The sequence below is a fragment of the Comamonas sp. 26 genome (genome assembly GCF_002754475.1).
Classification (GTDB): Bacteria; Pseudomonadota; Gammaproteobacteria; order Burkholderiales; family Burkholderiaceae_C; genus Comamonas.
In genome coordinates, this window is sequence record NZ_PEFL01000001.1 from 1,990,916 (window position 1) to 2,012,143 (window position 21,228).

Below are 21,228 nucleotides of genomic sequence, written 5' to 3' on the forward strand. Positions count from 1 at the left end.
CAACGGGAGCTATTTGTAACTCTCGCGAAATTGGTTAAGAGGAAGAGGTAAAAACGTAGTCCCATGGGTCTACTGAAAGCCTTAAAAACTGGAGCTCTAGCGCTCCTATTTTTAGAGCTAATCTACTAGACACGATGTATACGATCTTTAACGACTGCGCTATCGTTTTTGATCGTTGCCGTATCGATTGTTGAATCTCCTTTGTAGGAAATATCCAACATCGCCGCCGCGCCAACGGCTTGGCCCTTTCCCAAAATGTCCGCCAGCAATGCACCTTTGCGGTTGGCGGCATTTCTCTCAATGATTGCGTCTATAGCGGCCTGTCGAGCGTCCATGCCCGCTATATCGGCAATTTCAGCTGCTATCTCAGGGGAGGCAGGTCGAGTACCTTTGCGCAACCTTGTTATCTCTGCGCGATCTACACCCATGCGTCTAGCAAGCTCAGAAGCAGAGCCGCATATTTCAATTGCTTTGTCAATGAGCAGTTGTACTGATAGCATGTTGTAAACCTTTACAGCGATAGTCGCTCTTGTTGTAGATGTTTACAACAGTATCAGGAGCGCTAAATGATTCAAGTGTCGGTGAAGTCGACCGAAGTCCGCAACCAAAGCGGCAATGCCAAGGCATCGGGCAAGCCTTACAGCCTCAATTTCCAGACGGCCTACGTTCACACGCATGACCGCAATGGTAATCCGAACCCCTACCCGGAAAAAGTCGAGGTAATCCTTGAGAAAAATGAACAGGGTCAGCCTCTGTTCTATCCGGTTGGGGAATACACGTTTGCTCCTAACTCCATCTACGTTTCCCGCAATGGCGATCTGGCTATCAGCCCTAAGCTGGTTGCCATCAAGCCTAAAGCTGTCTCCGCACAGTAAAGGGCAACGTCATGGAAACCGCAGCACGCGAGGCCATGGCTCAAGGGGCGCTTTTGGCGCTCCTTTTTGCATGGAATGAACACCAGCCCCCGGGCATCAAAGCTGACCGCGTGACGGTCACTCTCCACATTGACGACGGCGTGACATACAGCGAAGTGACGTACTGGGCCGGTGATCACGCGATTGGTGGGGAGGGCTTCTAAATGACTCCTCAGGAAAGAACCGCCAGCTTCAAAGCAGCAATGCAGGCTGATGCTGAAGACTTCCGCGCTAACTGGCTCACTCGTGTGGGTGATGCGCTTTGCTGCTTGATTCAGAGCACTACGCTGGGCTTGTTGCTTGGCTTGTCGCTCGTTCTTTTGTGGCTGAGCTATGTCTGAAGTCGGCCGCATTGCCCCCGTGCCTGACAGGCTCAAGTACGCCCCCAGCAATGGGGCGCTGTACCTTGATTTCCTGCTTGCCCGCGCTGAAGAGCTTGACGCTCCTCCAGCTTGGAAAAAGCTCCCCCCCGACTACGACCGTCAATGCTATGTGGCGCAGTGTTCTTTGCGTCAGCACGCTGAGTATTTGATCGAAGTGGGGGTTCGCGCATGAAACCCGTTTTCGGTCAAGGCTTCTTGGATCGGCTGGCAAAGATTGCGGCTGCGCCACAGCCTGAGTTCCGTTTTGACCCAGAAAAGCACAAGCCTTGGGCAACGATCGCAAACCAGCATGTAACCCCGCGTATGAAGGCCGCTCGTGCCCGCTACGTGGCCCGTTCTGAGGCCAATGCGCGCGTGTCTCATGCTCGCATGGTGTCGCTTGTGGGCGAGGCTCAGGCAGCGCGCGAAGCGCGCGGGCTTGTCTCACTATCAACAACTTGCAAGGCTGATGGTTCTGGTCTTTCGGTAGTTGATTTCATGGCTGAAAACACCATCGAAATTGACCACCAAAAGGCCCGCATTACCCGCATGCAAAAAAGCGTTGGTATCTCTGCCAAAGCCTTGCACCACCTGGGCGAAAAAAACCAACGCGTTTGGATGCTCACGCTGACCTATGCTGGCACAAACCGCAACTGGCGTCCTGAGCACATCAGCCGTTATTTGGATGGCCTGCGCAAGTGGCACTACAGCCGCACAGGCATCAAAAAAGTCCGCTACGTGTGGGTTGCTGAGCTGCAAAAACGCGGCGTCATCCACTACCACGTGTGCGTGTGGCTCAACCATGGCCTGACCCCGCCAAAGCCCGATAGCGCATGGAAAAAGAAGGGCGCATTTCAGGCCCCCATGTGGACGCATGGCATGTCAAACCGGGTACGCGCAACGCATCCCGTTGCCTACCTCATGAAGTACGCCAGCAAAGGCACATCAGAAGGGAAATTTCCGCATGGCGCTCGAATCAGTGGTGTTGGTGGGCTTGATGAAATTGGCCGTGGTTGCCGTCGCTGGGTTCTGTGGCCTGCGTATGTGCAGGGCAATGCTTCCATCAAGGACAGATTCAGACCTGCGCCGGGAGGCGGCTATCTCAATGCTAAGACCGGGGAACTCCTACGGTCTGAGTTCGTGCCAACAGGCGGCGGTTTTACGCGATTTGTGCGCGTGCGCACCACCCCCAGAAGCATTGAAAACACCGGTGGCCCCTTTAGCTGGCTATCGGACAAGCCGGGGGTAGCTCATGCGTGATTTGCTCCTGTGGCTTTTGCTTTCTGCAGCCGTTACCGGCTGTGCATCTTTGGCGCCTGAGCCTGAGTGGGTTCAGGCAGTGAGAGGGAGTTTCTGGTGATGGATTCCCAAAACTTGATAGAGCTATTTGTTGCTGGCACGACCTTCTTTGCATTCGTGCTTGGCTATCGGCAGGGGAGGGTCGGCTGATGCTGATTTCCGCTTATCTCGGCTTGCTCGTCCTGGCCTATTTCGGTGGCTACAAGGTGGGCTATGTCGTCAAGTTCATCAACCAATTGGGCAATTCTGCCTAAGCGTTTGCCGGTCGCATTACCGGTGTTTTTGAGGTGTTCAATGAAAGAAAAACTGAAGAATCTGCGCGCTCGCGCAATGGTGCTGGCTCTGTCTGCTGGCCCTGCGCTGGCTATGGCTGCTGACCCCACTGATCCGGCTGCTGCTATCGGTCAGGCAAAGACTGATATCGGTCTGATCATCGTTGCCGGTGGCGGCGCGCTGGTGTCGCTGGCCCTGCTCGGTGTGGGCTGGGTGGTGGGTGCCCGTTTCGTCAAGAAACTGGGTCGCGCAGGTTAATAGCTGCGGCGCTCTGCTGCCCCTGCGTAGCGGGGGTGGCAGGGTGCCGCTAATCTTTTGAGGCGCTCATAGTGTATTTTCTTCGCATAGCGTTTTTCATATTGCTTGGCGCTTGGCAGATTTGCTATGCATCCGTGCCAATGGGGCCAAGATATTATTTATCTGGTGCCAGTACTACTCCAAACTATCCAACAAAGCAGGCTGCTTGCGATTCTTGGTCTCCTTCTGTCTCTGATATTAAGCGTGTTGTTGAGGGGAATGTTTGTGTGCTCCGGCGTTCGTCTGATGGTTCTGAGTACTACAGATTTTCTATTTCCTCATTAAGCGCTTGCCCTGATAATTCAACTGCATCCGGTTCAACATGCACCTGCAAATCAGGTTTTAATGAGGAAAACGGCCAGTGTGTCGCGCAAATGTCCTCTGAAAAAGCATGTGGTATTGCTTTATATAACAGTGGTTCTGTTACGAGAGTTTCGGTCACATTGGATGGAAATGTTGATGACGGTGTTTATTGTCAGCCTCAGGGTGATGATGTAAAGCCCGGTCTTGCTTGCGCAATGACTTTTGAAAAAGATATTGGCTGGAAAACTGATGATGGAAAGTGGCATTCTCGGGGAGTTCTCCAGCCTCGCATGATTGGTGGAAACTTTCAGCCATGTGTGCCGGGTATTGATCCTTCAAACAATCCACCTGACCCAGCAAAGCCGCCTGAAATTCCAAAAAAGCAAGACTCCGCCTGTCCCAATGGCTATCCGGGAGATGTAGGCGGGCAGACCAAGTGCATCCCAAGCTTTGGCTATAACGGTGTTGATTTCGCACCCAAAACCAAGTCCTCAGAGACCGCCACAAGCAAGACGAATACAACGACAAAAACAGAATGCGCATCTGGAAAATGCACCACGACTGAGACCGTCAAGGTCACTGATAAAGCTACAGGTCAGATCACGACAACTGAGAACGTGACAACAGAAGTTGATAGGGATTGGTGCAACAAAGCCGAGAACAAAGATAAATGTGCGGCAAACGGTAAGCCGCCATATTCTGGTCAGGGTACAGGTTCTTCAAGTAATGGAACCGGAAATGGCGATGGCGATGGTGAGGACAAAGGCGGGCGCTGTGGTGCCAAAGGTCAGCCGCCTTGCAAAATCGATGAAACAGGTACGCCAACTGGTGAGGGGAAATTTGATGCTTTGCTAGATAAGCAAGCGCAAGATCATCAGAGCCGCATGGATACATTGGGCGGAATTAAAAGTACTGCGGATAAAGATACCTCCATGGGCGTTAATGGTGGCTTTCAGTGGTTAACGCATAAATCTTGTTCACCATGGAATCTCGGTGATTTAAAAATATTGACTGAGACTTTTAAGCTGGAATTGAATATTTGCGTAATAGAGCCTTTTGTTATTCCGGTGATGAATTTTCTGTGGATTCTCGCAACCATATTTATGACGTTTTCAAGAGTTGCTAGCGTCATGGGTGCAAAGGTGGACTAATGCCGTTAATAGGTGGACTGCTCTCTAATCTTTTGGTCGGACTGGTTAACTGGTTCGCTCAGTATTTCGGGCGCAAGGTTGCATTCGGTGCGGCTACGGTTGCCGCGATGACGGCTCTGACTGCGGCGCTCTTTGTCTTTATGCGCGGCATCGTTGGGCCGCTAATTAGCCAGCTTGACGGAACTGCTGGCATGTTCATGGAGGCCATGCAGATGGTCATTCCTCCGGTGGCTCCGGCCTGCCTGAGTACCTACGTCACGGTATGGACTGCCGCGACTGCCTACACGTGGCAGCGTGATCTGATTCACCTCTTTGCCAAAGCGGGGTAAGCCATGCCGGTTTATGTGGTGCAGGGCAAGTTGGGTACGGGCAAAGGCCTGTACTGCATGCTCAAGATGGATGACGCTTTGCGCGATGGTCGCAGGGTAGCGACAAACTTTGACCTGTTTCTTGAGCACTTGATGCCAGCCAATAGCAAGGTGTCTGCAATTCGGGTGCCTGACAAGCCAACTGCTCAGGATTTGGACGATATCGGCCCGGGAAACCCAGATTCACGCTTTGATGAAGAGAGAAACGGCATCTTGGTGCTTGATGAGCTCGGTAGCTGGCTCAACTCGCGCGGCTTCAACTCACCAGAGCGCGCAGCCTTGCTTGACTGGCTTATTCATGCCCGTAAAAAGGGCTGGGACGTTTATCTGGTCGTCCAGAGTATCGACATGATTGATAAGCAGGTGCGTGTCGGCCTGGCTGAATATCAGGTGCGCATGATCCGGGGCGACAAAATCAAGATACCGGTCGTCGGCACGTTCTTGGGCAAGCGTGGCCGTCTGCCAAAGTTTCATATCGCCAATATCAGTTTGACGGATGTGCCCGGCCTCACCATTGACCGTGAATTCTTCAAGGCAGGCTATCTGTATAAGGGCTATGACACTTTGCAGATCTTCCGTGATTGGGTGCGCAATCCCGTAGACCCTCGGTTTAAAACAGAGCTCTACGGCGGCCCATACAGCATGTTGACTGCATGGCACCTCAAGGGCCGTTTTGAAGCGCCAAAGGCTCGCCAAAGCCTGTTGCAGCGCCTATTCAGCCAACCTCAGGTAAAGCCTGCTCCTAAGCCACGTCTGGCCGCTGTGGCCTTGTGTTCAAAACTGCCGCCGGATGAAGCGTGGAAACTCGCACGGCGCTATGTCCAAGGGGGCGTGTGATGTGGTGGCTTATCTTCTCTTGGTTGATCGGCGTAGGTGTCTGCCTCTGGGCCGTCAGTGAGCTTTTGGGCGATGCTGGTGGGGAAATGGACAAGCCATGGGAAAAGCGCTGAAACTCCTGCTGGCTGCGTCCGCTGTGAGCGTGGCCATGCTCGCCAATGCAGCTGAACCGGATAGGGTGGTCGGCTGCACCAAGACTGCCAAGGCATGTACCTGCTACAGCCCATCTGGCAGACCTGTCGTGGTCGCTCCTGATTTCTGCGAGGCTAAATTTCTGCCTATCACTGTCATGACCTTTGCCGGGGGTGATATTTCGCCACTGTTGACCGTGCCAAAGCCCATTCGCGCACCTGAACCGGAACCTGAGCCTTATCGAGGTCAACCTGTCCCATGGTTGATCCATCGCTAGGGTGGGATCGGAATTGGTTGGAGAACGTAGTTCTCTGACCAGTTCTGAGCGCAACCGCTTTGTCCATCGTCACCACTGAAAATCACAGCATGGATGGGGTTGGAATTGGTTGGAGAACGCAGTTCTCTGACCAGTTCTAAGCCTGTCCATCCTTTCCATCGTCACCACTGAAAATCACAGCATGGATGGGGTTGGAAGTGGTTGAAGAACGCAGTTCTTTGACCAGTTCTAAGCCTGTCCAACCCTTGCCATCGTCACCCCTGTGATCTGGCAGCTAGCGTAAAGCTTGAAATCCGTTTGAGTGCAAAGCACTCGGGCGGATTTTGAGCTTGGAGCGTCGTTGTCATCGTCACTCATTCCACCTGGTCGTGTTTGCTTCGCAGTTTCTGGCCTGCGCATGCCTTGTTTGGGTAAATCTGTTCGCAGTCCGCGTCTGATCGCGCACAAGTCCGCTTGCTTGGGGAGATATCGCACCCAGCGCGCCGGATTGCCCATAGTTAGCTTGGCATATCCAGCAGCATGAGCTTTCCCGCAGGACTGGCAAGGCAGTATGTTGGACGGAAGGCGGCAACTTCCCGCACAGCTGGGGTTGGATCACTCGCCCTGAAAAACCGGTATTGGTGCGCAGCACTCCTGCACGTGGTTAAAAAATGGCCATAAAAATGCGGCCCCGGCCGAAGCTGGAAGCCGCATGAATAGAGGATGAGAAATCCTAAATTGGTAGCAGTGCGAGTCGGAAGCCTGGCATTTTCTTACGAATCCAGCTGGACGATATTTGATAGATACGATGTATATTATGTTAAATCGCTATTACGTCGAATCCTGCTCAAACTACTCCCACAGGTTCAGATAGCCTGAAAACCGCACGAACGCCATGTGATGTTTCGTGCACCATACCCCGCTCATCTCCCTCACTTCTCATCCATCCTCGACAACGTGCCCGGCAGCATTGACCAAAAGACCAAGCTGCTGGACATATCGCGCGCAACGCTGGCCAATCTGCCGGTTTTCAGAATTGGCTAGAAGCGCGGCGGCAATTTTCTGTACGCTTCTGTAGACCGCTTATGCGCTGAAGCATGAGCATTCCCACAAGGCATGTGTGGACGGTAGTTGAATTCCCCTACTTAGTAGCGGCATTTCTGGAGTTGTGAGGCGCACTTTAGGGCGGCTTACGTATCAGCAAGCCACTCGCTGCAGGTGAGGATGTTGCACAAAAAGCTCAGCCGCCCAATCCACAAAGGCCCGTACCTTGGCACTGAGATGACGGTTGGGCGGATAGACAACGTAGACGGGAAGCAGAGGCTGGCCCCATTCAGGTAGCAGTTGCACCAGCTCACCACGCGTCAAGTACTCATGGGCCTGGAAGGTGGTGATCTGAGCCACACCGTGACCCGCGACCGTGGCCGCTACATAGGAGTTGGCCTCGTTGACGGCCAGCTGAGCCGGGCTGCTGATCTCCAGCGCCTCATCGCCGCGGTGAAATTCCAGCGGATAGCGACGCATGGACACAGGTGAAAAATAAATGATGTTGCGATGGCCCTGCTCCAGATCAAGTGGGTGCAGTGGCGTGCCGTAATGTGCCAGATAGCTTGGTGAGGCCACGGTGATGAACTCAAGGTTGCCAATGCGCCGCGCCACCAGAGACTGGTCCGCCAGCTCACCGCCGCGTATCACGCAGTCCACGTTGTCGCCGATTAGGTCTACGGTCCGGTCGCTCACGCCTAGGTCTATTTGAATGTCGGGGTAGCGGGCCTGGAATTCGGCCAGGTGCGGAATGATGAGCAGGCGAGCCATGGAAGTGCCAACGTCAACGCGCAGGCGGCCGCGCGGCGTGGCACGCGCCTGGCTTAAGCTGGCCTCCATGTCGTCGAAATCGGCTAGCAGACGAATGACTCGGTCGTAGTAGGCTGCACCGTCTGCCGTAACCGTGACGCGGCGAGTAGTACGGTTTAGCAACTTCACGCGCAGCCGTGCCTCCAAGGCTTGCACGTGTTTGGTCACCGTGCCCTTGGGCAATTGCAGCGAATCGGCCGCGCGCGTGAACGTGCCGGCCTCGACCACCCTCGCGAACAGGCGCATGGCCTGGATCTGGTCCATGGACTCTCCCTTTTCCTTCTCTGCCCTTGGTTAGGGCAGCAGAATTCTCACACGTAGTCAGCAACGCGATTGTTCAGAAATTGGAAACACAGCGGTGGCGATTGCCTGGTTTATCGTTGTCACCTGTCACGCTACATTTGCCATCACCCGGTTCTGTCCGGTCTTGTTCGGTCTTACAACCATGCCCACCACCTCTGCTGCACCAACGCTGTCGCCCGTTTACACCGACTCCACTCTCACAGTGGCAGGCGAGGAAGTAGTCGTGCGCCTCTACGGAAAAAAGCCGGCTGCTCAGTTGCAGCCCTTGGTCGTGCACTTTCATGGCGGAGCCTTTGTATCCGGCGACCTGGACAACGGCTGCACCGTGGCCAGCTTGCTTGAAGCTGCTGGTGCACGTGTGGTCTCCGTGGGCTATCCACTTTCGCCCTTTCCACAGCCGCTGGAAACCGGCTATGCCGTGTTGCAGTGGGCCTATAAGCAGCGCACGCGGCTGGCAGGCCACGGCACACAGGTCTACCTGGCGGGCGAAGAAGCCGGAGGCAACCTGGCGGCCGGCGTGGCCCTGATGGCCCGTGACCAATCGCATCCGCCGCTGGCCGGGCAGATTCTGCTTTCGCCCATGCTGGACCCTTGTGTGGGAACGGCCTCGCTGCGCGCAGCTACGGGAACGGCCACGGCCTGCAAGTGGGCCGATGGCTGGCTCAAATTCCTGGGCTGCACCCGCGACGCCGAACACCCTTATGCGGTGCCCGGTGCGGCTCAGCGCCTGGCGGGCCTGCCACCCAGCTTGATCATGGTGGGCAAAGAAGACCCCATGCACGACGAGGCGCTGGCCTATGCAGCGAGGCTCGAAGCCGCAGGCCTGTCCGTGACACGTCATGTGTTTAGTCAGGCGGAACAATGGCCAGAAGCCCTATTGCAGCCCGGAACCCGCGCTTGCCCCTGCGCAGACGAGGTGCAGGAGCAGTTCCGCCGTTTTTTCGAGGCCACACGATGTCGGACGACACAGTGATAGGCCTCAGCCCCTAAATCACCTACTTGCTACAAGTGCTTGACCTCAAGTTTTCTTGAGGTTGAACACTGCATCCCCTACCCCAACCGGCCTCTGCCGGCATAGGCCCCCTTTATGTTCGGTTTTTTCCGGTGTGATCTACCGGAGGGCACCGCTTTGCCTGGATTTTTCTGCGTCCTGCCCAAGGGCAGGACTCATCACCTTTTTAGGAACCGCCATGAACGCACCGCTTTTCCCCGTCTCTTCTTCCTCGCGCCGCTGGTGGACCACCGTCGGCGCTGTCACCGTCGTGGTCGTTGCCGGGGGCGCAGCCCTGGGACTGCAGACCTCGCACGCCGAGGCACCTGCCCATGCCGCACCGTCGGCCATCCCCGTGTCCGTGGCCGCCGTGGTACAGCAAAACGTCGCCCTTTGGGACGAATTTTCAGGCCGACTTGAAGCCGTACAGCGTGTGGACGTGCGCCCCCGCGTGGCCGGTGCCGTGCAGTCCGTGCACTTCCGCGAAGGCGCCCTGATCAAGCAGGGTGATCTGCTGTTCAGCTTAGACCCAGCGCCCTATGCCGCCGAGGTGGACCGTGCCGAAGCCCAGGTCGTGGCGGCCCAGGCTCGTCTTTCCTATACCCGCAGCGAAATGGAGCGCGCCACACGCTTGCTGCAGGAAAGTGCCATCGCCCAGCGCGAGCATGACGAACGCGTGAACGCCCAGCGCGAGGCCGACGCCAACCTGCGCGCCGCCCAGGCCGCACTGCAGACGGCCAAACTGAATCTCTCCTACACCCAGGTGCGCGCTCCCGTAGCTGGCCGTGTGGGCCGAATCGAAGTGACCATGGGCAACCTGGTTGCCTCGGGTGCCAGCGCCCCCGTGCTGACTACTCTGGTGTCCGTGAGCCCCATCTACGCGAGCTTCGATACCGATGAGCAAATTGTGGCGCGCGCCCTCGACAGTCTGGACGGTGGCAAGGGTGGCCGTGCACACATCGACCGCATTCCCGTGCAAATGGGGACAGGTACTGCTGGCAGCACTCCCCACAGCGGGCAGCTGCAGCTCATCGACAACCAGGTGGATGCCCGCAGCGGAACGGTACGAGTGCGAGCCGTGTTCGACAACGCCGACGGCGCGCTCATGCCCGGCCAGTTTGCACGCATCCGCATGGGTCAGGCCCAAAGCACCTCAGCCGTGCTGATCAATGAACGCGCCGTGGGCACGGACCAGAACAAGAAATTTGTCATGGTCGTCGGCGAAGGTAACAAAGCCGAGTACCGAGAAGTGCAACTCGGTGCGCCGGTGGATGGCCTGCGGGTCGTGACTTCGGGTCTGAAGAGCGGCGAGCGCATCGTCGTCAACGGCCTGCAGCGCGTGCGCCCTGGTGCCGTGATCGCTCCGCAGGACGTGCCCATGGCCGCCAAGGCCGAGCTGGCCGGTGAAGGCAAGCAAGCGCGCGGCGCGGTCGCGCAGCCCGCGGCCTGAGCACCGACCGACCGACCGAAAGACAAAAACATGAATCTCTCCCGCTTTTTCATCGACCGTCCCATCTTTGCAGGGGTGCTGTCGGTGCTTATCTTCCTGAGCGGTCTGATCGCCTTGCGCGCGCTACCCATCTCGGAATATCCCGAAGTCGCACCGCCCTCCGTGGTCGTGCGCGCCACCTATCCCGGTGCCAACCCCAAGGTGATCGCCGAAACCGTGGCCACACCGCTTGAGGAATCCATCAACGGCGTGGAAGGCATGCTCTATATGGGCAGCCAGGCCACGACTGACGGTGTGATGACGCTGACCGTCACCTTCGCGCTGGGCACAGACCCCGACAAGGCGCAACAACTAGTGCAAAACCGCGTCTCGCAGGCCGAGCCGCGCCTGCCCGAGGAAGTGCGCCGCCTGGGTATCACGACCGTTAAAAGTGCACCCGACCTGACCATGGTCGTCCACATGGTCTCGCCCAATGGCCGCTACGACATTGACTACCTGCGTAACTACGCTGTGCTCAACGTCAAGGACCGCCTCGCACGTATCCCTGGCGTGGGCCAAGTGCAGATCTTCGGCGGTGGCGACTATTCGATGCGAGCCTGGCTCGACCCTCAGAAGGTCGCGCAGCGCGGCCTCTCGGCGGCCGATGTAGTGGCAGCCATCCGCGGTCAGAACGTGCAAGCCGCCGCCGGCGTGGTGGGTCAGTCGCCCGGCCTCAAGGGCGTGGACATGCAGTTGTCCATCAACGCCCAGGGCCGCTTGCAGACTGAAGAAGAGTTCGGCGACATCATCGTCAAGACCGGTGCCGATGGCGCGGTGACGCGCCTGCGCGACGTGGCTCGCCTGGAGCTGGGCGCAGCCGACTATTCGCTGCGTTCCCTGCTCAACAACGACCCGGCCGTGGGCATGGGCGTGTTCCAGGCCCCGGGCTCCAACGCGCTCGATATCTCGGCCAATGTGCGCTCCACCATGGCCGAGCTGCAGAAGAACATGCCCGAGGGTGTGGAGTTCCGCATCGCCTACGACCCCACGCAGTTTGTTCGGGCGTCGATCAAGTCGGTGATCCAGACCCTGCTGGAGGCCGTGGCCCTGGTGGTGGTCGTGGTGATTCTGTTCCTGCAGACCTGGCGCGCCTCCATCATCCCGCTGCTGGCCGTGCCAGTGTCGGTGGTGGGCACGTTTGCCGTGCTGCATCTACTGGGCTTCTCGATCAACGCACTAAGCCTGTTCGGTCTGGTGCTGGCCATCGGTATTGTTGTGGACGACGCCATCGTCGTGGTGGAAAACGTGGAGCGCAACATCGAGGCGGGCCTGACCCCGCGTGAAGCCACCTACCGCGCCATGCAGGAAGTGAGTGGACCCATCATCGCCATCGCCCTGGTGCTGGTGGCTGTATTCGTGCCTCTGGCCTTCATCAGCGGGCTCACAGGCCAGTTTTACCGACAATTCGCGGTGACCATCGCCATCTCGACGGTGATCTCGGCCATCAACTCGCTGACCCTGTCTCCTGCCCTGAGTGCGCTGCTGCTCAAGGGTCACCATGAGCCCAAGGATGCACTCACGCGCGGCATGGACAAGGTGCTGGGCGGCTTCTTTCGCCGCTTCAACAGCCTGTTCCATCGCGGCTCCGAGGCTTACAGCGGTGGCGTCAAGCGCGTCATCGGCCGCAAGGCGCTGATGCTGGTGATCTACGGCGCGCTGGTGGCTGCGACCTGGGGCCTGTTCAAGATCGTGCCCGGTGGCTTCGTGCCCGCGCAGGACAAGCAGTATCTGGTCGGTTTTGCCCAATTGCCTGACGGTGCCACGCTGGATCGTACCGAAGACGTTGTCCGCCGCATGGGCGAGATCGTCAAGCAGAACCCCAATGTGGAAGACGCCATCGCCTTCCCCGGCCTGTCCATCAACGGCTTCACCAACAGCTCCAACTCGGGCATCGTGTTCGTCACGCTCAAGCCCTTTGCTGAGCGCACGCGCGCCGATCAGAGTGGTGGCGCGGTCGCGGGCCAGTTGAACCAGGCCTTTGGCAGCATTCAGGAAGCTTTCATTGCAATGTTCCCGCCGCCCCCCGTGGCCGGTCTGGGCACCACAGGCGGGTTCAAGCTGCAAATCGAGGACCGTGCCTCGCTGGGCTATGACGCCATGGACGCGGCCGTGAAGGCCTTCATGGCCAAGGCCTACCAGACGCCAGAGCTGGCCGGCCTGTTCACCAGCTGGCAGGTCAACGTGCCCCAGCTCTATGCCGCCATCGACCGCACCAAGGCGCGCCAGCTCGGTGTGCCCGTGACCGACATCTTCGAGACCCTGCAGATCTACCTAGGCAGCCTGTACGCCAACGACTTCAACCAGTTCGGTCGCACTTACAGCGTACGTGTGCAGGCCGACGCCGCCTACCGTGCGCGTGCCGAAGACGTGGGCCTGCTCAAGGTGCGTTCCACCTCCGGTGAGATGGTGCCGCTGTCGGCGCTGATGAAGATTGAGCCCAGCTTCGGCCCCGAGCGGGCCATGCGCTACAACGGCTTTCTGGCCGCCGATGTGAACGGCGGACCCGCGCCCGGCTTCTCCTCGGGCCAGGCCCAGGCCGCCATTGAGCGCATCGCCGCCGAGACCTTGCCGCAAGGCATCGGCTTCGAGTGGACTGAGCTGACCTACCAGGAAATACTGGCCGGCAATTCCGCCGTACTGGTGTTCCCCATCGCCCTCTTGCTGGTGTTCCTAGTGCTGGCCGCGCAGTATGAAAGCCTGACGCTGCCCATCGCCATCATCCTCATCGTCCCCATGGGTCTGCTGGCCGCCATGACGGGCGTATGGCTCAGCGGCGGCGACAACAACGTGTTCACGCAGATCGGACTCATCGTGCTGGTGGGGCTGTCGGCCAAAAACGCCATTCTGATCGTGGAGTTTGCCCGCGAATTGGAGTTTGCTGGCCGCAGCCCTCTGCAGGCCGCCATCGAAGCCAGCCGTTTGCGCCTGCGCCCTATTTTGATGACCTCGCTGGCGTTTGTCATGGGCGTGCTGCCGCTGGTGCTCTCCAAGGGCGCAGGCGCCGAGATGCGCAGCGCCATGGGCGTGGCGGTGTTCGCCGGCATGATTGGTGTGACGGCCTTTGGCCTGTTCCTCACCCCCGTGTTCTACGTGACCCTGCGCCGCATGGCAGGCAACCGGCCGCTGCAGCAGCACGGCCAGCACGCAGAGCCCCTAGGCAATCACAAACTCCACGCTCCCTCCGGCGCTACAGCCCACCCCGTGCTGGCCGCACCGCGCGGTGACAACGAATGAATTTGAGGAATCCGGTGATGACTACAGCCTTTTTTGCCCCAGCCACGCGCTGGCTGCCGCTGGTCGCAGCCCTGCTGCTAGCTGGCTGCATGAGCCACCCGCTGGCACCCGTCGCTGCCGACGCGGCCCTGCCCGTGCCTGTGCATTTCACGAACAGCCCCGAGGCCAAGGCCTGGACCACGGCACCGCCGGCCGAAGTCCAGCCGCGTGGTGCCTGGTGGCTGGGGTTTTCCGATCCCGTGCTCACCAGCCTGGTGGAACGTGCGGCTGACGGCAATACCGGCATTCAGGAAGCTGCGGCCCGCTTGGCCGAAGCGCGCTCCCTGCTGCGTGCGGCCGATGCCCAGCGTGCACCTCAACTGGGCGTATCCACGGGTGTGGCGCGCCAGGCCGGGCTCACGACCACAGGCGGCGCCGTGCCGGCCACCGTGGTCTCGGCGGGACTCAACCTGTCTTACGAACTGGATCTATTTGGCCGCTTGTCCCAGGCCAGCGACGCCGCACGCCTGGACGCCCAGGCGCGTACCGCCCTGCTGCAGAGCACGCGCCTACTGGTGCAGGCCGAAGTAGCCCAGACCTATTTGCTGCTGCGCGCGGTGCAAACCGAACACAGCCTGGTCACCGAGAGTGTGACCGCCTACCGCAATACTTTGTACCTGACACAGCGGCGTTTTCAGGCTGGCGACGTAGCCGAGCTGGACGTGGCACGGGTTCAGACCGAGGTAGCTGCCACCGAGGCCGAGGCCCTGGCCTTGGCCTTGCAGCAGACTCAGCTCCAGCATGCATTGGCTGTGCTGGTGGGCGAGGTTGCCAGTGGATTTACCGTTCCCACAGCGACGACCGAATCTGCTTTGCCCGTGGTACCGCCGGGTGTGCCGGCCACGGTACTCGCACGCCGGCCCGACGTGGCTGCAGCCCAGGCTTCCGTTATGGCGGCTCAGGCGCGCGTTGGTGTCGCCGAAGCTGCATGGTTCCCGGCCATCACGCTGACGGGCAACGGAGGCCATGCCTCGCCCGAGCTGAGCGACCTGTTCAAGTGGTCGGCTCGCTCGTGGGGCATTGGCGCACTGCTGTCATTGCCCCTGTTTGACGGTGGCCAGCGTGCAGCTCAGGAGGAAGGGGCGCGAGCGCGGCTGATAGGAGCCATGGCCGCACACCGCGGGCAAGTGCTCACGGCTTTCCGCGAGGTTGAGGACCAGCTCAGCGCCCTGAGTCTGTTAGACGGTCAGGCCGAGGCCCAGGGCCGTGCCGTTCAATCGGCTCGGCGTGCCACCCAGCTTTCGGACTCTCGCTACCGCAACGGTCTGGTGAGCCAGCTTGAACTGCTGGATGCCCGCCGCAGTGAGCTGCGTAGCCGCCGCCAGGCCTTGCAGGTTCGCACGGCCCAGTACACGGCCACGGTGGGCCTGATCCGGGCCCTGGGCGGTGGCTGGGAGGCACAGCCCCAAGCTGCAGCAACCACTTCAGCGCAGACGCAGGCGGTCGCCCAACGCTGAGTGCAGCTCACTTGCCTGCGGGGTGAGCGATAGAGCTGTATTGTCTTTCACCCCTAGCGAGACTTGGAACGGGGCTGCTCACTCATCCCGCAAGCCCAGCTGCCTGCAAGCGGCTTTTTATACAACAATGCTCAGTAGAAAGTGAATTCAGGCTGCGCACTCACGGCAGCGGCCATAAAGCGTAATTTCATGGCTGTCGACCAGAAAACCAGAAGGAGCCAAGCCCGCCAAATCACCGGGACAGCCATGCACATCGAACACCCGCTGGCACACGGTGCATTGGAAGTGGTGGTGATGGCCGTGGTGAGCCACCTCATACATAGGGCTACGCTCAGGTAAATGGACCTCATGTAGAACACCCTCCTCAGCCATGGCTTTGAGCGCCCGGTACACGGTGGCAATTCCCAGCCCAGGTAACGTCGCCTGTGCCAACTCCAGTACTTCCTGAGGTGCCAGTGGTCTATCGGCCTTTGTCATAGCCTGCTCAATCGCCGCGCGCTGCTTCGTGGATCGTTGCATGGAGGAATTCATCGTGTCGAGGCTATGTCATGGAAGTGGCCAGAGGCAATATTGTGCCGTGGCTCGCTCTTTGAGCAGCATCTACAGGTACTTCAGCCATGTGATGTCACGCCGACGTTGCTTGAGCGCTGCAAACCAGCGTACTGCTGGATATAAACCTACGGCCAACAACGCTGATATCACCCACAACCATAGCAAACTGCTTAGGCCGAACAACTGCCCCTGATTGACACCCCAGATCGCAACTGCAACCAAGTACATGAACTTGAGCACGTACAGATGAAGCACATAAAAGAACATCGGTGCGGCTCCCAACGTGGCCAGCGGTTTCAGCCAGTTGCGACTTGCCGCGTGCTCGAATGCGCACATCAGCAGCAATCCGATACCAAGCGTCAACAGCAGGAATAACAATGAGGGCGGATACTTGGTAACGTTGAACCATGACATGGCGGTCTGCAAAGTGTTCGCCCCGGTCATCCAAGACGCATCGCCATACACGTTAAGAGTGCGTAGCACTGCAAAGCCCAGAAGACAGCTAATGCCTGCAACCAGCAAATAGCGCCTGCGCTTTGTTGCTTCACAGGCTTTACCAAACCACGGCCCGATGCTGTAACCCAGAGCGATCACGCCAATCCAAGGGAGTAGCGGATAGGAGTAGCTCCTTCAGCTTTATCGGTGGCGCTTGGGTGACGCCCATCACCAATCTGACACTGAGCAGCTATTACGGTCAATACGCGGATAACTGGAACACTGCTTATCTGGGAAGTTTTTACAAGCTTCCTCTGTCAAATAAACGTTCGCTGTCGTTCAATCTGAACCTCTATCGCAGCACTGATACAGGCAAAGCAAAGTCTGGCGAAATCGACACCACGACCTGGAGCTTGATGAGTAGCTATGCCGTAGGCGCTCACAAATTCGGCCTGGGCTACCAGAAGGTCAACGGGAACAACCCCTTTGACTATGTGAATCGAGGCTCCATCTGGCTGGAAAACGCGATGCAGCTATCCGACTTCAATGGTCCGCGTGCGGCTTCCTGGCAGCTCAAATACGACGTAGACCTGACTACTATTGCAGCCCCGGGGCTGAGTGCGAGCGTGGCCTACACCCGAGGTTCCGGTATCGATAACAGCCATCTCAACGCCGTGTATGCCAGCTATCTCGGCTATTCAGGAGCCAATGGCAAGCACTGGGAACGGGACCTTCTGGTTCGATACACCGTTCAGCAGGGAGCGGCGAAGAACCTGTCGTTGCAACTACGCTATGGCGTGCATCGTACAAATAAAGCGCAAGGGGAAGCCAATATGAATCAGCTTCGCCTGCAAGCGGAACTCCCGTTTAGCGTCCTGTGAACTTGACAGCATTTCAAATAGAGAAATTAGCTGGAGCTTCGGATCTCGCGTTAGGTACTGGCCAATCCAGCCTTGACAGATTCCAAAGGAATTCAACAAAACTCATCGCCTGACGCAGCGCCAGACTGAACAAATTCGGCGTTGTTCAGCCTACACGCTGGCAAGTTGCACGTTATGCAACAACGCCCTCCGTGAGCAGAAACAGGGCTGCTCTATTCAGTCAGTATCAATGTCCCAAAACTGAGCGGGCAATGATGGTGCGCTGGATTTCGGAAGAGCCCTCGTAGATGCGCAAAATTCGGGCGTCGCGCACATAGCGCTCCAACGGCATCTCGCGGGTGTAGCCGTAGCCGCCGTGGATTTGCAGCGCTTCATCGGTCACAAAACCCACCATCTCGGAGGCGTAGAGCTTGGCCATGGCCGATTGCTGGCTGAAGGGCTGCCTTGCTTGGCGCAAGGCCAGGGCCTGCATGGTCAGGCCCCAGGCGGCTTCCAGCCGCAGCTTCATATCGGCCAGCTTGAACTGGATGGCCTGCTTGGTGGCCAGAGGTTCACCGCCAACAAGGCGCTGATTTGCCCATTCGGCAGCCTCCTTCAAGGCTGCCTCGGCAATCCCCAGCGAGGTGGCCGCCACATCTAGGCGGCTGTTGTCCAGCACCTTCATGGCGATCTTGAACCCGCTGCCTTCGGCTCCCAGCCGGTTGGCGGCCGGTACGCGCACCCCTTCCAGAGAGACTTCAAAAGCATGACCGCCGCGTATGCCCATCAGCTTCTCGGGCGAGGAAATCTGTATGCCCGGCAGATTGCGGGGCACGATGAAGGCACTGACGCCGCGCGCGCCGGCATCCATATCGGTCTTAGCAAACACGATCATGAAGGTGGCTTCGGCCGCATTGGAGATGAAATGCTTAACGCCTGTGAGCACGTATTCATCGCCATCGAGCACTGCTTTGGTGCGCATGTCGGCAGGATGGGAGCCGCCGCGCGGCTCGGTCAAGGCAAACGCAGCCAGCCATTCGCCGCTGGCGCAGCGCGGCAACCATTGCTGGTGCTGCTCGGCATTGCCGCCAATCAGCAAGGCGTCGGTGCCCAGGTAGTGGGCGCCGATCATCGAGGAGGTGGCCGCACAGGCGCGGGAAATGGCCACCAGCGACATCAACATGGCCGTGGGCGTGACGCCCGGGCCGCCCAGGGATTCGGGCAGGTTCATGCCCATCACACCCAGTTGGGCCAGGCCGGGCACATGGCGGGTGGCAGAAAAGGCCTCCTCGTCCATGGCCTGGGCCACGGGCGCCAGGGTTTCCTGTGCAAAACGGTCCACGGCATCGGCAATGGCCTGGTCTTCTTCGGTGCTACCCAGTCGTAAAAAACTCATATTTTTCTCGCTATCCAAGGTGAGTAGATGGGGTTGGCTATCGTTCAGTGAGATTCGGCTTGGACAACATCCGTCGCCCCCAGTGCGCCGGCATTGCGCAAGGCGGCGATGGCCTCCTGGCTGCGGCCCAGCCAACTGCTGAGCAACAACTCCGTGTGCTCACCCAGGGCCGGAGCTCTTTCTGTGCGGTTGGGTGCACTACCTTTGAAATGAACGGGCTGGGTGGGCAAGCGCATGCCGGGCAGGCGCTCGTCTTCCACTTCACGTAACAAACCGCGCGCATGTATTTGCGGAGACTCCAGCGCCTGCTCGATATTCCAGATCGGCGCCACGGGCACGCCTGCAGCATCCAGCGCTGCCACTACATCGGCCACGCCGTGCCGGCAGCTCCAGCCCTCCAGTGTGCTGCGTAGCTCGGGCTCATGGGCCGAGCGCGTCTCATCGGTGGCAAAGCGCGGGTCATCGACCAACTGCGGCAATTCCATGGCCAGCACCGTGGCGTCGAACAATTTTTTATTGAGTACCGCCAAGGCAAAGTGCCCGTCGCGCGCCTTGTAAACCCCGAATGGCGCCGACAGCGGGTGACGATTCCCCACGCGCCTGGCTGGCTGGCCCGTGAACAGATAGCGGGATACCGAGGTCGCCAGAAAAGTCAGCGTGGTATCGAACATGGCCACGTCCACATGCTGGCCCTGGCCTGTGCGTTGTGCCTGCAGCAAGGCGGCCAGCGTGGCCCAAGAGGCAAACAGCCCCGCGACGACATCGCTGACGGCCTCCCCCACCAAGGTGGGAGCACCGTCGGGTTCGCCGGTCGCCTCCATCAGCCCGCTCATGGCCTGAACAATGATGTCGTAGGCGGGTCTATGGGCCAGCGGGCCGGTTTGTCCGAAGCCGGAAACGCTGACATACACCAGCTTGGGATTGAGGCTGCGCAGCTTCTCGGGGCCTATGCCCAGACGCTCCGCCACCCCGGGCCGGAAGTTCTCCACCACCACATCCACTTTCTGCGCCAGTTGCTGCACGATTTCGGCGGCCTGCGGATTCTTGAGGTCCAGCACCAGGCTTTGCTTGTTGCGGTTCATGACGGTGAACAGCGCACTCTGGCCGTTCTTCATGGGCCCTATGGCGCGGTAGTCATCGCCCTGGGGCGGCTCCACCTTCACCACCTCGGCACCCAGATCTGCCAGCAGTGCCGTGGACATGGGGCCGGCCAGCACCCGGGTGAAATCCAGAATGCGTATGCCATCCAGAGGACGGGAGACGGAATTTTCAGCAGAGATGGACATGGGATTTACGTTGCTCGCCTGAGAAGATGCATCGATGCTGAGTGAATCGTGAATTAAAGGAAAATATTCATTTCATATTTTCTGAATTCAAAAAATTGATTCACATCAACCTGCGCCAACTCGAGTATTTCGTCGCCGCAGCGCGCCATGGCAGCACGGCCAAGGCGGCCCAGGCCATCAACGTCTCGCAACCTTCGGTATCCAAGGCGGTAGCCGATCTTGAGACTCATTGGGGTGAGGCACTTTTCGTCCGGCGGCATGGCAAAGGCCTGGATCTGACGGCCGCAGGACTGGCCAGAAGCCGCGAGGCGCTGGCCTTGCTGGAGGCTGCGGAGAAACTGCAGGAGCGCCGCAGCCAGAACCTGTCCGGTGTTTTGCGCCTGGGCTTTCTCAGCACCCTAGGCGCGCTATGGATTCCGCAGATCCTGTCGCAAATGCAAAAGCGCTACCCGGAGATCACGCTGGAACTCATAGAAGGCGATATCGAGTCGCTGACCCGGCAGGTGGAGCGCGGGGAGATCCATGCCGCGCTTCAGTACGAGCTGGGCTTGTCAAGGCCCAGAATCACCACGCATCCGGTGGCGGCCCTGGCGCCCTATGTACTCCTGCCGACCCGGCACGCGCTGGCATCGGCTACCAGCGTGAGTCTGGCGCAGCTGGCCCAATCGCCTGTGCTGCTGATCAAGCTGCCGCAAAGCCGGGAGTATTTTCTATCCTTGTTTCGCGAGGCCGGCGTCACACCTACCGTCGTCTATGAGTTCTCTTCCATCGAGCTGCTGCGCTCCATGGTGGCCAACGGCCATGGCGTCAGCATCTTGACTACGCGCCCCACGGTGGACAGAACGCACGATGGCAAGCGTCTGGTGTGCAAGCGCATCAAGGGCAAAGTCGCCAAGCAGGCGATTGTGCTGTCCGTGCCCAGCAGCAATGCCTCTTCCTTGATTGCACCATTTCTGAGCGTTGCCAAAAGCGTTATTGCACCACCGTAGCGCCTGGTTTGCCCATTTCCCTCCCTCCTCACGCATGCAAGCTGGCATGCGGTTTGCAACAAGCTCGGGGGTCAGTCTGATTTCGGGTAAGCCTGTATATACAAGCCTGATCAACAAAAACACACTTTGCCGTCCGCGCTGCCGCTCTGGC

21 protein-coding genes are annotated in these 21,228 nt (G+C 58.8%); 15 read left to right on the plus strand and 6 right to left on the minus strand.

Going from position 1 to position 21,228, the window contains the following annotated elements; translation table 11 throughout:
- Window positions 1-125: 125 nt before the first annotated feature.
- Window positions 126-500: a YdaS family helix-turn-helix protein gene (locus CLU84_RS09200; RefSeq protein WP_144445434.1), complete on the minus strand. Its 375-nt coding sequence runs from the start codon at window positions 498-500 to the stop codon at window positions 126-128.
- A gap of 66 nt (window positions 501-566) precedes the next feature.
- On the opposite strand from CLU84_RS09200, the gene CLU84_RS09205 reads away from it, so the two are divergent.
- The 9 genes from CLU84_RS09205 (at window position 567) to CLU84_RS22025 (ending at window position 7,236) form a co-directional block, all read left to right on the plus strand.
- Window positions 567-875, plus strand: a complete 309-nt coding sequence (locus CLU84_RS09205) for a single-stranded DNA-binding protein (RefSeq protein ID WP_099736908.1) — start codon at window positions 567-569, stop codon at window positions 873-875.
- 11 nt (window positions 876-886) lie between these two features.
- Window positions 887-1,078 carry a hypothetical protein gene (locus CLU84_RS21865; RefSeq protein WP_144445415.1) on the plus strand — a complete coding sequence of 64 codons (192 nt, stop codon included), beginning with the start codon at window positions 887-889 and terminating at the stop codon, window positions 1,076-1,078.
- Window positions 1,079-1,247: 169 nt separating this feature from the next.
- A complete protein-coding gene (locus CLU84_RS09210; protein WP_099736629.1) occupies window positions 1,248-1,469 on the plus strand; it encodes a hypothetical protein in 222 nt (73 codons plus the stop codon).
- Window positions 1,466-2,536, plus strand: coding sequence for a hypothetical protein (locus CLU84_RS09215; RefSeq protein ID WP_233209950.1), 1,071 nt, complete (start codon window positions 1,466-1,468; stop codon window positions 2,534-2,536). The genes CLU84_RS09210 and CLU84_RS09215 overlap by 4 nt, the downstream gene beginning before the upstream one ends.
- A gap of 333 nt (window positions 2,537-2,869) precedes the next feature.
- The gene (locus CLU84_RS09220; protein ID WP_099736630.1) at window positions 2,870-3,106 is read left to right on the plus strand and encodes a hypothetical protein; all 237 of its coding nucleotides are present in this window, start codon (window positions 2,870-2,872) and stop codon (window positions 3,104-3,106) included.
- Between the two features lie 71 nt (window positions 3,107-3,177).
- Window positions 3,178-4,599 carry a hypothetical protein gene (locus CLU84_RS21870; protein ID WP_144445435.1) on the plus strand — a complete coding sequence of 474 codons (1,422 nt, stop codon included), beginning with the start codon at window positions 3,178-3,180 and terminating at the stop codon, window positions 4,597-4,599.
- Window positions 4,599-4,928, plus strand: a complete 330-nt coding sequence (locus CLU84_RS09230; protein ID WP_099736910.1) for a DUF5455 family protein — start codon at window positions 4,599-4,601, stop codon at window positions 4,926-4,928. Before CLU84_RS21870 ends, CLU84_RS09230 begins: the two co-directional genes overlap by 1 nt.
- Window positions 4,929-4,931: 3 nt before the next feature.
- Window positions 4,932-5,804: a zonular occludens toxin domain-containing protein gene (locus CLU84_RS09235; RefSeq protein WP_099736911.1), complete on the plus strand. Its 873-nt coding sequence runs from the start codon at window positions 4,932-4,934 to the stop codon at window positions 5,802-5,804.
- 1,288 nt (window positions 5,805-7,092) lie between these two features.
- The gene (locus tag CLU84_RS22025; protein ID WP_158235179.1) at window positions 7,093-7,236 is read left to right on the plus strand and encodes a hypothetical protein; all 144 of its coding nucleotides are present in this window, start codon (window positions 7,093-7,095) and stop codon (window positions 7,234-7,236) included.
- 153 nt (window positions 7,237-7,389) lie between these two features.
- Here the strand turns inward: CLU84_RS22025 and CLU84_RS09245 are convergent, their stop codons facing one another.
- Window positions 7,390-8,310, minus strand: a complete 921-nt coding sequence (locus CLU84_RS09245; RefSeq protein ID WP_099736913.1) for a LysR family transcriptional regulator — start codon at window positions 8,308-8,310, stop codon at window positions 7,390-7,392.
- A gap of 181 nt (window positions 8,311-8,491) precedes the next feature.
- Between CLU84_RS09245 and CLU84_RS09250 the strand changes: the two genes are divergently transcribed.
- The 4 genes from CLU84_RS09250 (at window position 8,492) to CLU84_RS09265 (ending at window position 15,559) form a co-directional block, all read left to right on the plus strand.
- Window positions 8,492-9,322, plus strand: a complete 831-nt coding sequence (locus CLU84_RS09250) for an alpha/beta hydrolase (protein ID WP_099736914.1) — start codon at window positions 8,492-8,494, stop codon at window positions 9,320-9,322.
- A gap of 217 nt (window positions 9,323-9,539) precedes the next feature.
- Window positions 9,540-10,790: an efflux RND transporter periplasmic adaptor subunit gene (locus CLU84_RS09255; RefSeq protein WP_099736915.1), complete on the plus strand. Its 1,251-nt coding sequence runs from the start codon at window positions 9,540-9,542 to the stop codon at window positions 10,788-10,790.
- 30 nt (window positions 10,791-10,820) lie between these two features.
- A complete protein-coding gene (locus tag CLU84_RS09260; protein ID WP_099736916.1) occupies window positions 10,821-14,063 on the plus strand; it encodes an efflux RND transporter permease subunit in 3,243 nt (1,080 codons plus the stop codon).
- 17 nt (window positions 14,064-14,080) lie between these two features.
- Window positions 14,081-15,559, plus strand: a complete 1,479-nt coding sequence (locus CLU84_RS09265; RefSeq protein WP_099736917.1) for an efflux transporter outer membrane subunit — start codon at window positions 14,081-14,083, stop codon at window positions 15,557-15,559.
- A gap of 147 nt (window positions 15,560-15,706) precedes the next feature.
- Here CLU84_RS09265 and CLU84_RS09270 read toward each other — a convergent pair whose 3' ends face one another.
- Both CLU84_RS09270 and CLU84_RS09275 read right to left on the minus strand, forming a co-directional pair.
- On the minus strand, window positions 15,707-16,078 hold the full coding sequence (locus CLU84_RS09270; RefSeq protein ID WP_233209987.1) for a Fur family transcriptional regulator: 372 nt from the start codon (window positions 16,076-16,078) through the stop codon (window positions 15,707-15,709).
- A gap of 81 nt (window positions 16,079-16,159) precedes the next feature.
- Window positions 16,160-16,705, minus strand: coding sequence for a hypothetical protein (locus CLU84_RS09275; protein ID WP_199173783.1), 546 nt, complete (start codon window positions 16,703-16,705; stop codon window positions 16,160-16,162).
- A gap of 59 nt (window positions 16,706-16,764) precedes the next feature.
- Between CLU84_RS09275 and CLU84_RS09280 the strand changes: the two genes are divergently transcribed.
- A complete protein-coding gene (locus tag CLU84_RS09280) occupies window positions 16,765-17,427 on the plus strand; it encodes an OprD family outer membrane porin (protein ID WP_233209988.1) in 663 nt (220 codons plus the stop codon).
- Between the two features lie 226 nt (window positions 17,428-17,653).
- Here the strand turns inward: CLU84_RS09280 and CLU84_RS09285 are convergent, their stop codons facing one another.
- Window positions 17,654-18,802, minus strand: coding sequence for an acyl-CoA dehydrogenase family protein (locus CLU84_RS09285; protein ID WP_099736919.1), 1,149 nt, complete (start codon window positions 18,800-18,802; stop codon window positions 17,654-17,656).
- Window positions 18,803-18,846: 44 nt separating this feature from the next.
- Entirely contained in the window at window positions 18,847-20,088 is a 1,242-nt protein-coding gene (locus CLU84_RS09290; RefSeq protein ID WP_099736920.1) for a CaiB/BaiF CoA-transferase family protein, read from the minus strand.
- A gap of 95 nt (window positions 20,089-20,183) precedes the next feature.
- Here CLU84_RS09290 and CLU84_RS09295 point away from each other — a divergent pair, with 95 nt between their 5' ends.
- Window positions 20,184-21,077 (plus strand): LysR family transcriptional regulator, encoded by an 894-nt coding sequence (locus CLU84_RS09295; protein WP_099736921.1) that lies wholly within the window; start codon window positions 20,184-20,186, stop codon window positions 21,075-21,077.
- Window positions 21,078-21,228 lie beyond the last annotated feature (151 nt).

Coding starts and splice junctions, on each gene's coding strand:
- CLU84_RS09270 (WP_233209987.1), bottom strand. CDS start 16,078: ATGCAACGATCCACGAAGCAGCGCGCGGCGATTGAGCAGGCTATGACA.
- CLU84_RS09250 (WP_099736914.1), top strand. CDS start 8,492: ATGCCCACCACCTCTGCTGCACCAACGCTGTCGCCCGTTTACACCGAC.
- CLU84_RS09290 (WP_099736920.1), bottom strand. CDS start 20,088: ATGTCCATCTCTGCTGAAAATTCCGTCTCCCGTCCTCTGGATGGCATA.
- CLU84_RS09235 (WP_099736911.1), top strand. CDS start 4,932: ATGCCGGTTTATGTGGTGCAGGGCAAGTTGGGTACGGGCAAAGGCCTG.
- CLU84_RS09210 (WP_099736629.1), top strand. CDS start 1,248: ATGTCTGAAGTCGGCCGCATTGCCCCCGTGCCTGACAGGCTCAAGTAC.
- CLU84_RS09255 (WP_099736915.1), top strand. CDS start 9,540: ATGAACGCACCGCTTTTCCCCGTCTCTTCTTCCTCGCGCCGCTGGTGG.
- CLU84_RS09285 (WP_099736919.1), bottom strand. CDS start 18,802: ATGAGTTTTTTACGACTGGGTAGCACCGAAGAAGACCAGGCCATTGCC.
- CLU84_RS09205 (WP_099736908.1), top strand. CDS start 567: ATGATTCAAGTGTCGGTGAAGTCGACCGAAGTCCGCAACCAAAGCGGC.
- CLU84_RS09220 (WP_099736630.1), top strand. CDS start 2,870: ATGAAAGAAAAACTGAAGAATCTGCGCGCTCGCGCAATGGTGCTGGCT.
- CLU84_RS09260 (WP_099736916.1), top strand. CDS start 10,821: ATGAATCTCTCCCGCTTTTTCATCGACCGTCCCATCTTTGCAGGGGTG.
- CLU84_RS09215 (WP_233209950.1), top strand. CDS start 1,466: ATGAAACCCGTTTTCGGTCAAGGCTTCTTGGATCGGCTGGCAAAGATT.
- CLU84_RS22025 (WP_158235179.1), top strand. CDS start 7,093: ATGTTTCGTGCACCATACCCCGCTCATCTCCCTCACTTCTCATCCATC.
- CLU84_RS09265 (WP_099736917.1), top strand. CDS start 14,081: ATGACTACAGCCTTTTTTGCCCCAGCCACGCGCTGGCTGCCGCTGGTC.
- CLU84_RS09200 (WP_144445434.1), bottom strand. CDS start 500: ATGCTATCAGTACAACTGCTCATTGACAAAGCAATTGAAATATGCGGC.
- CLU84_RS21865 (WP_144445415.1), top strand. CDS start 887: ATGGAAACCGCAGCACGCGAGGCCATGGCTCAAGGGGCGCTTTTGGCG.
- CLU84_RS09245 (WP_099736913.1), bottom strand. CDS start 8,310: ATGGACCAGATCCAGGCCATGCGCCTGTTCGCGAGGGTGGTCGAGGCC.
- CLU84_RS09230 (WP_099736910.1), top strand. CDS start 4,599: ATGCCGTTAATAGGTGGACTGCTCTCTAATCTTTTGGTCGGACTGGTT.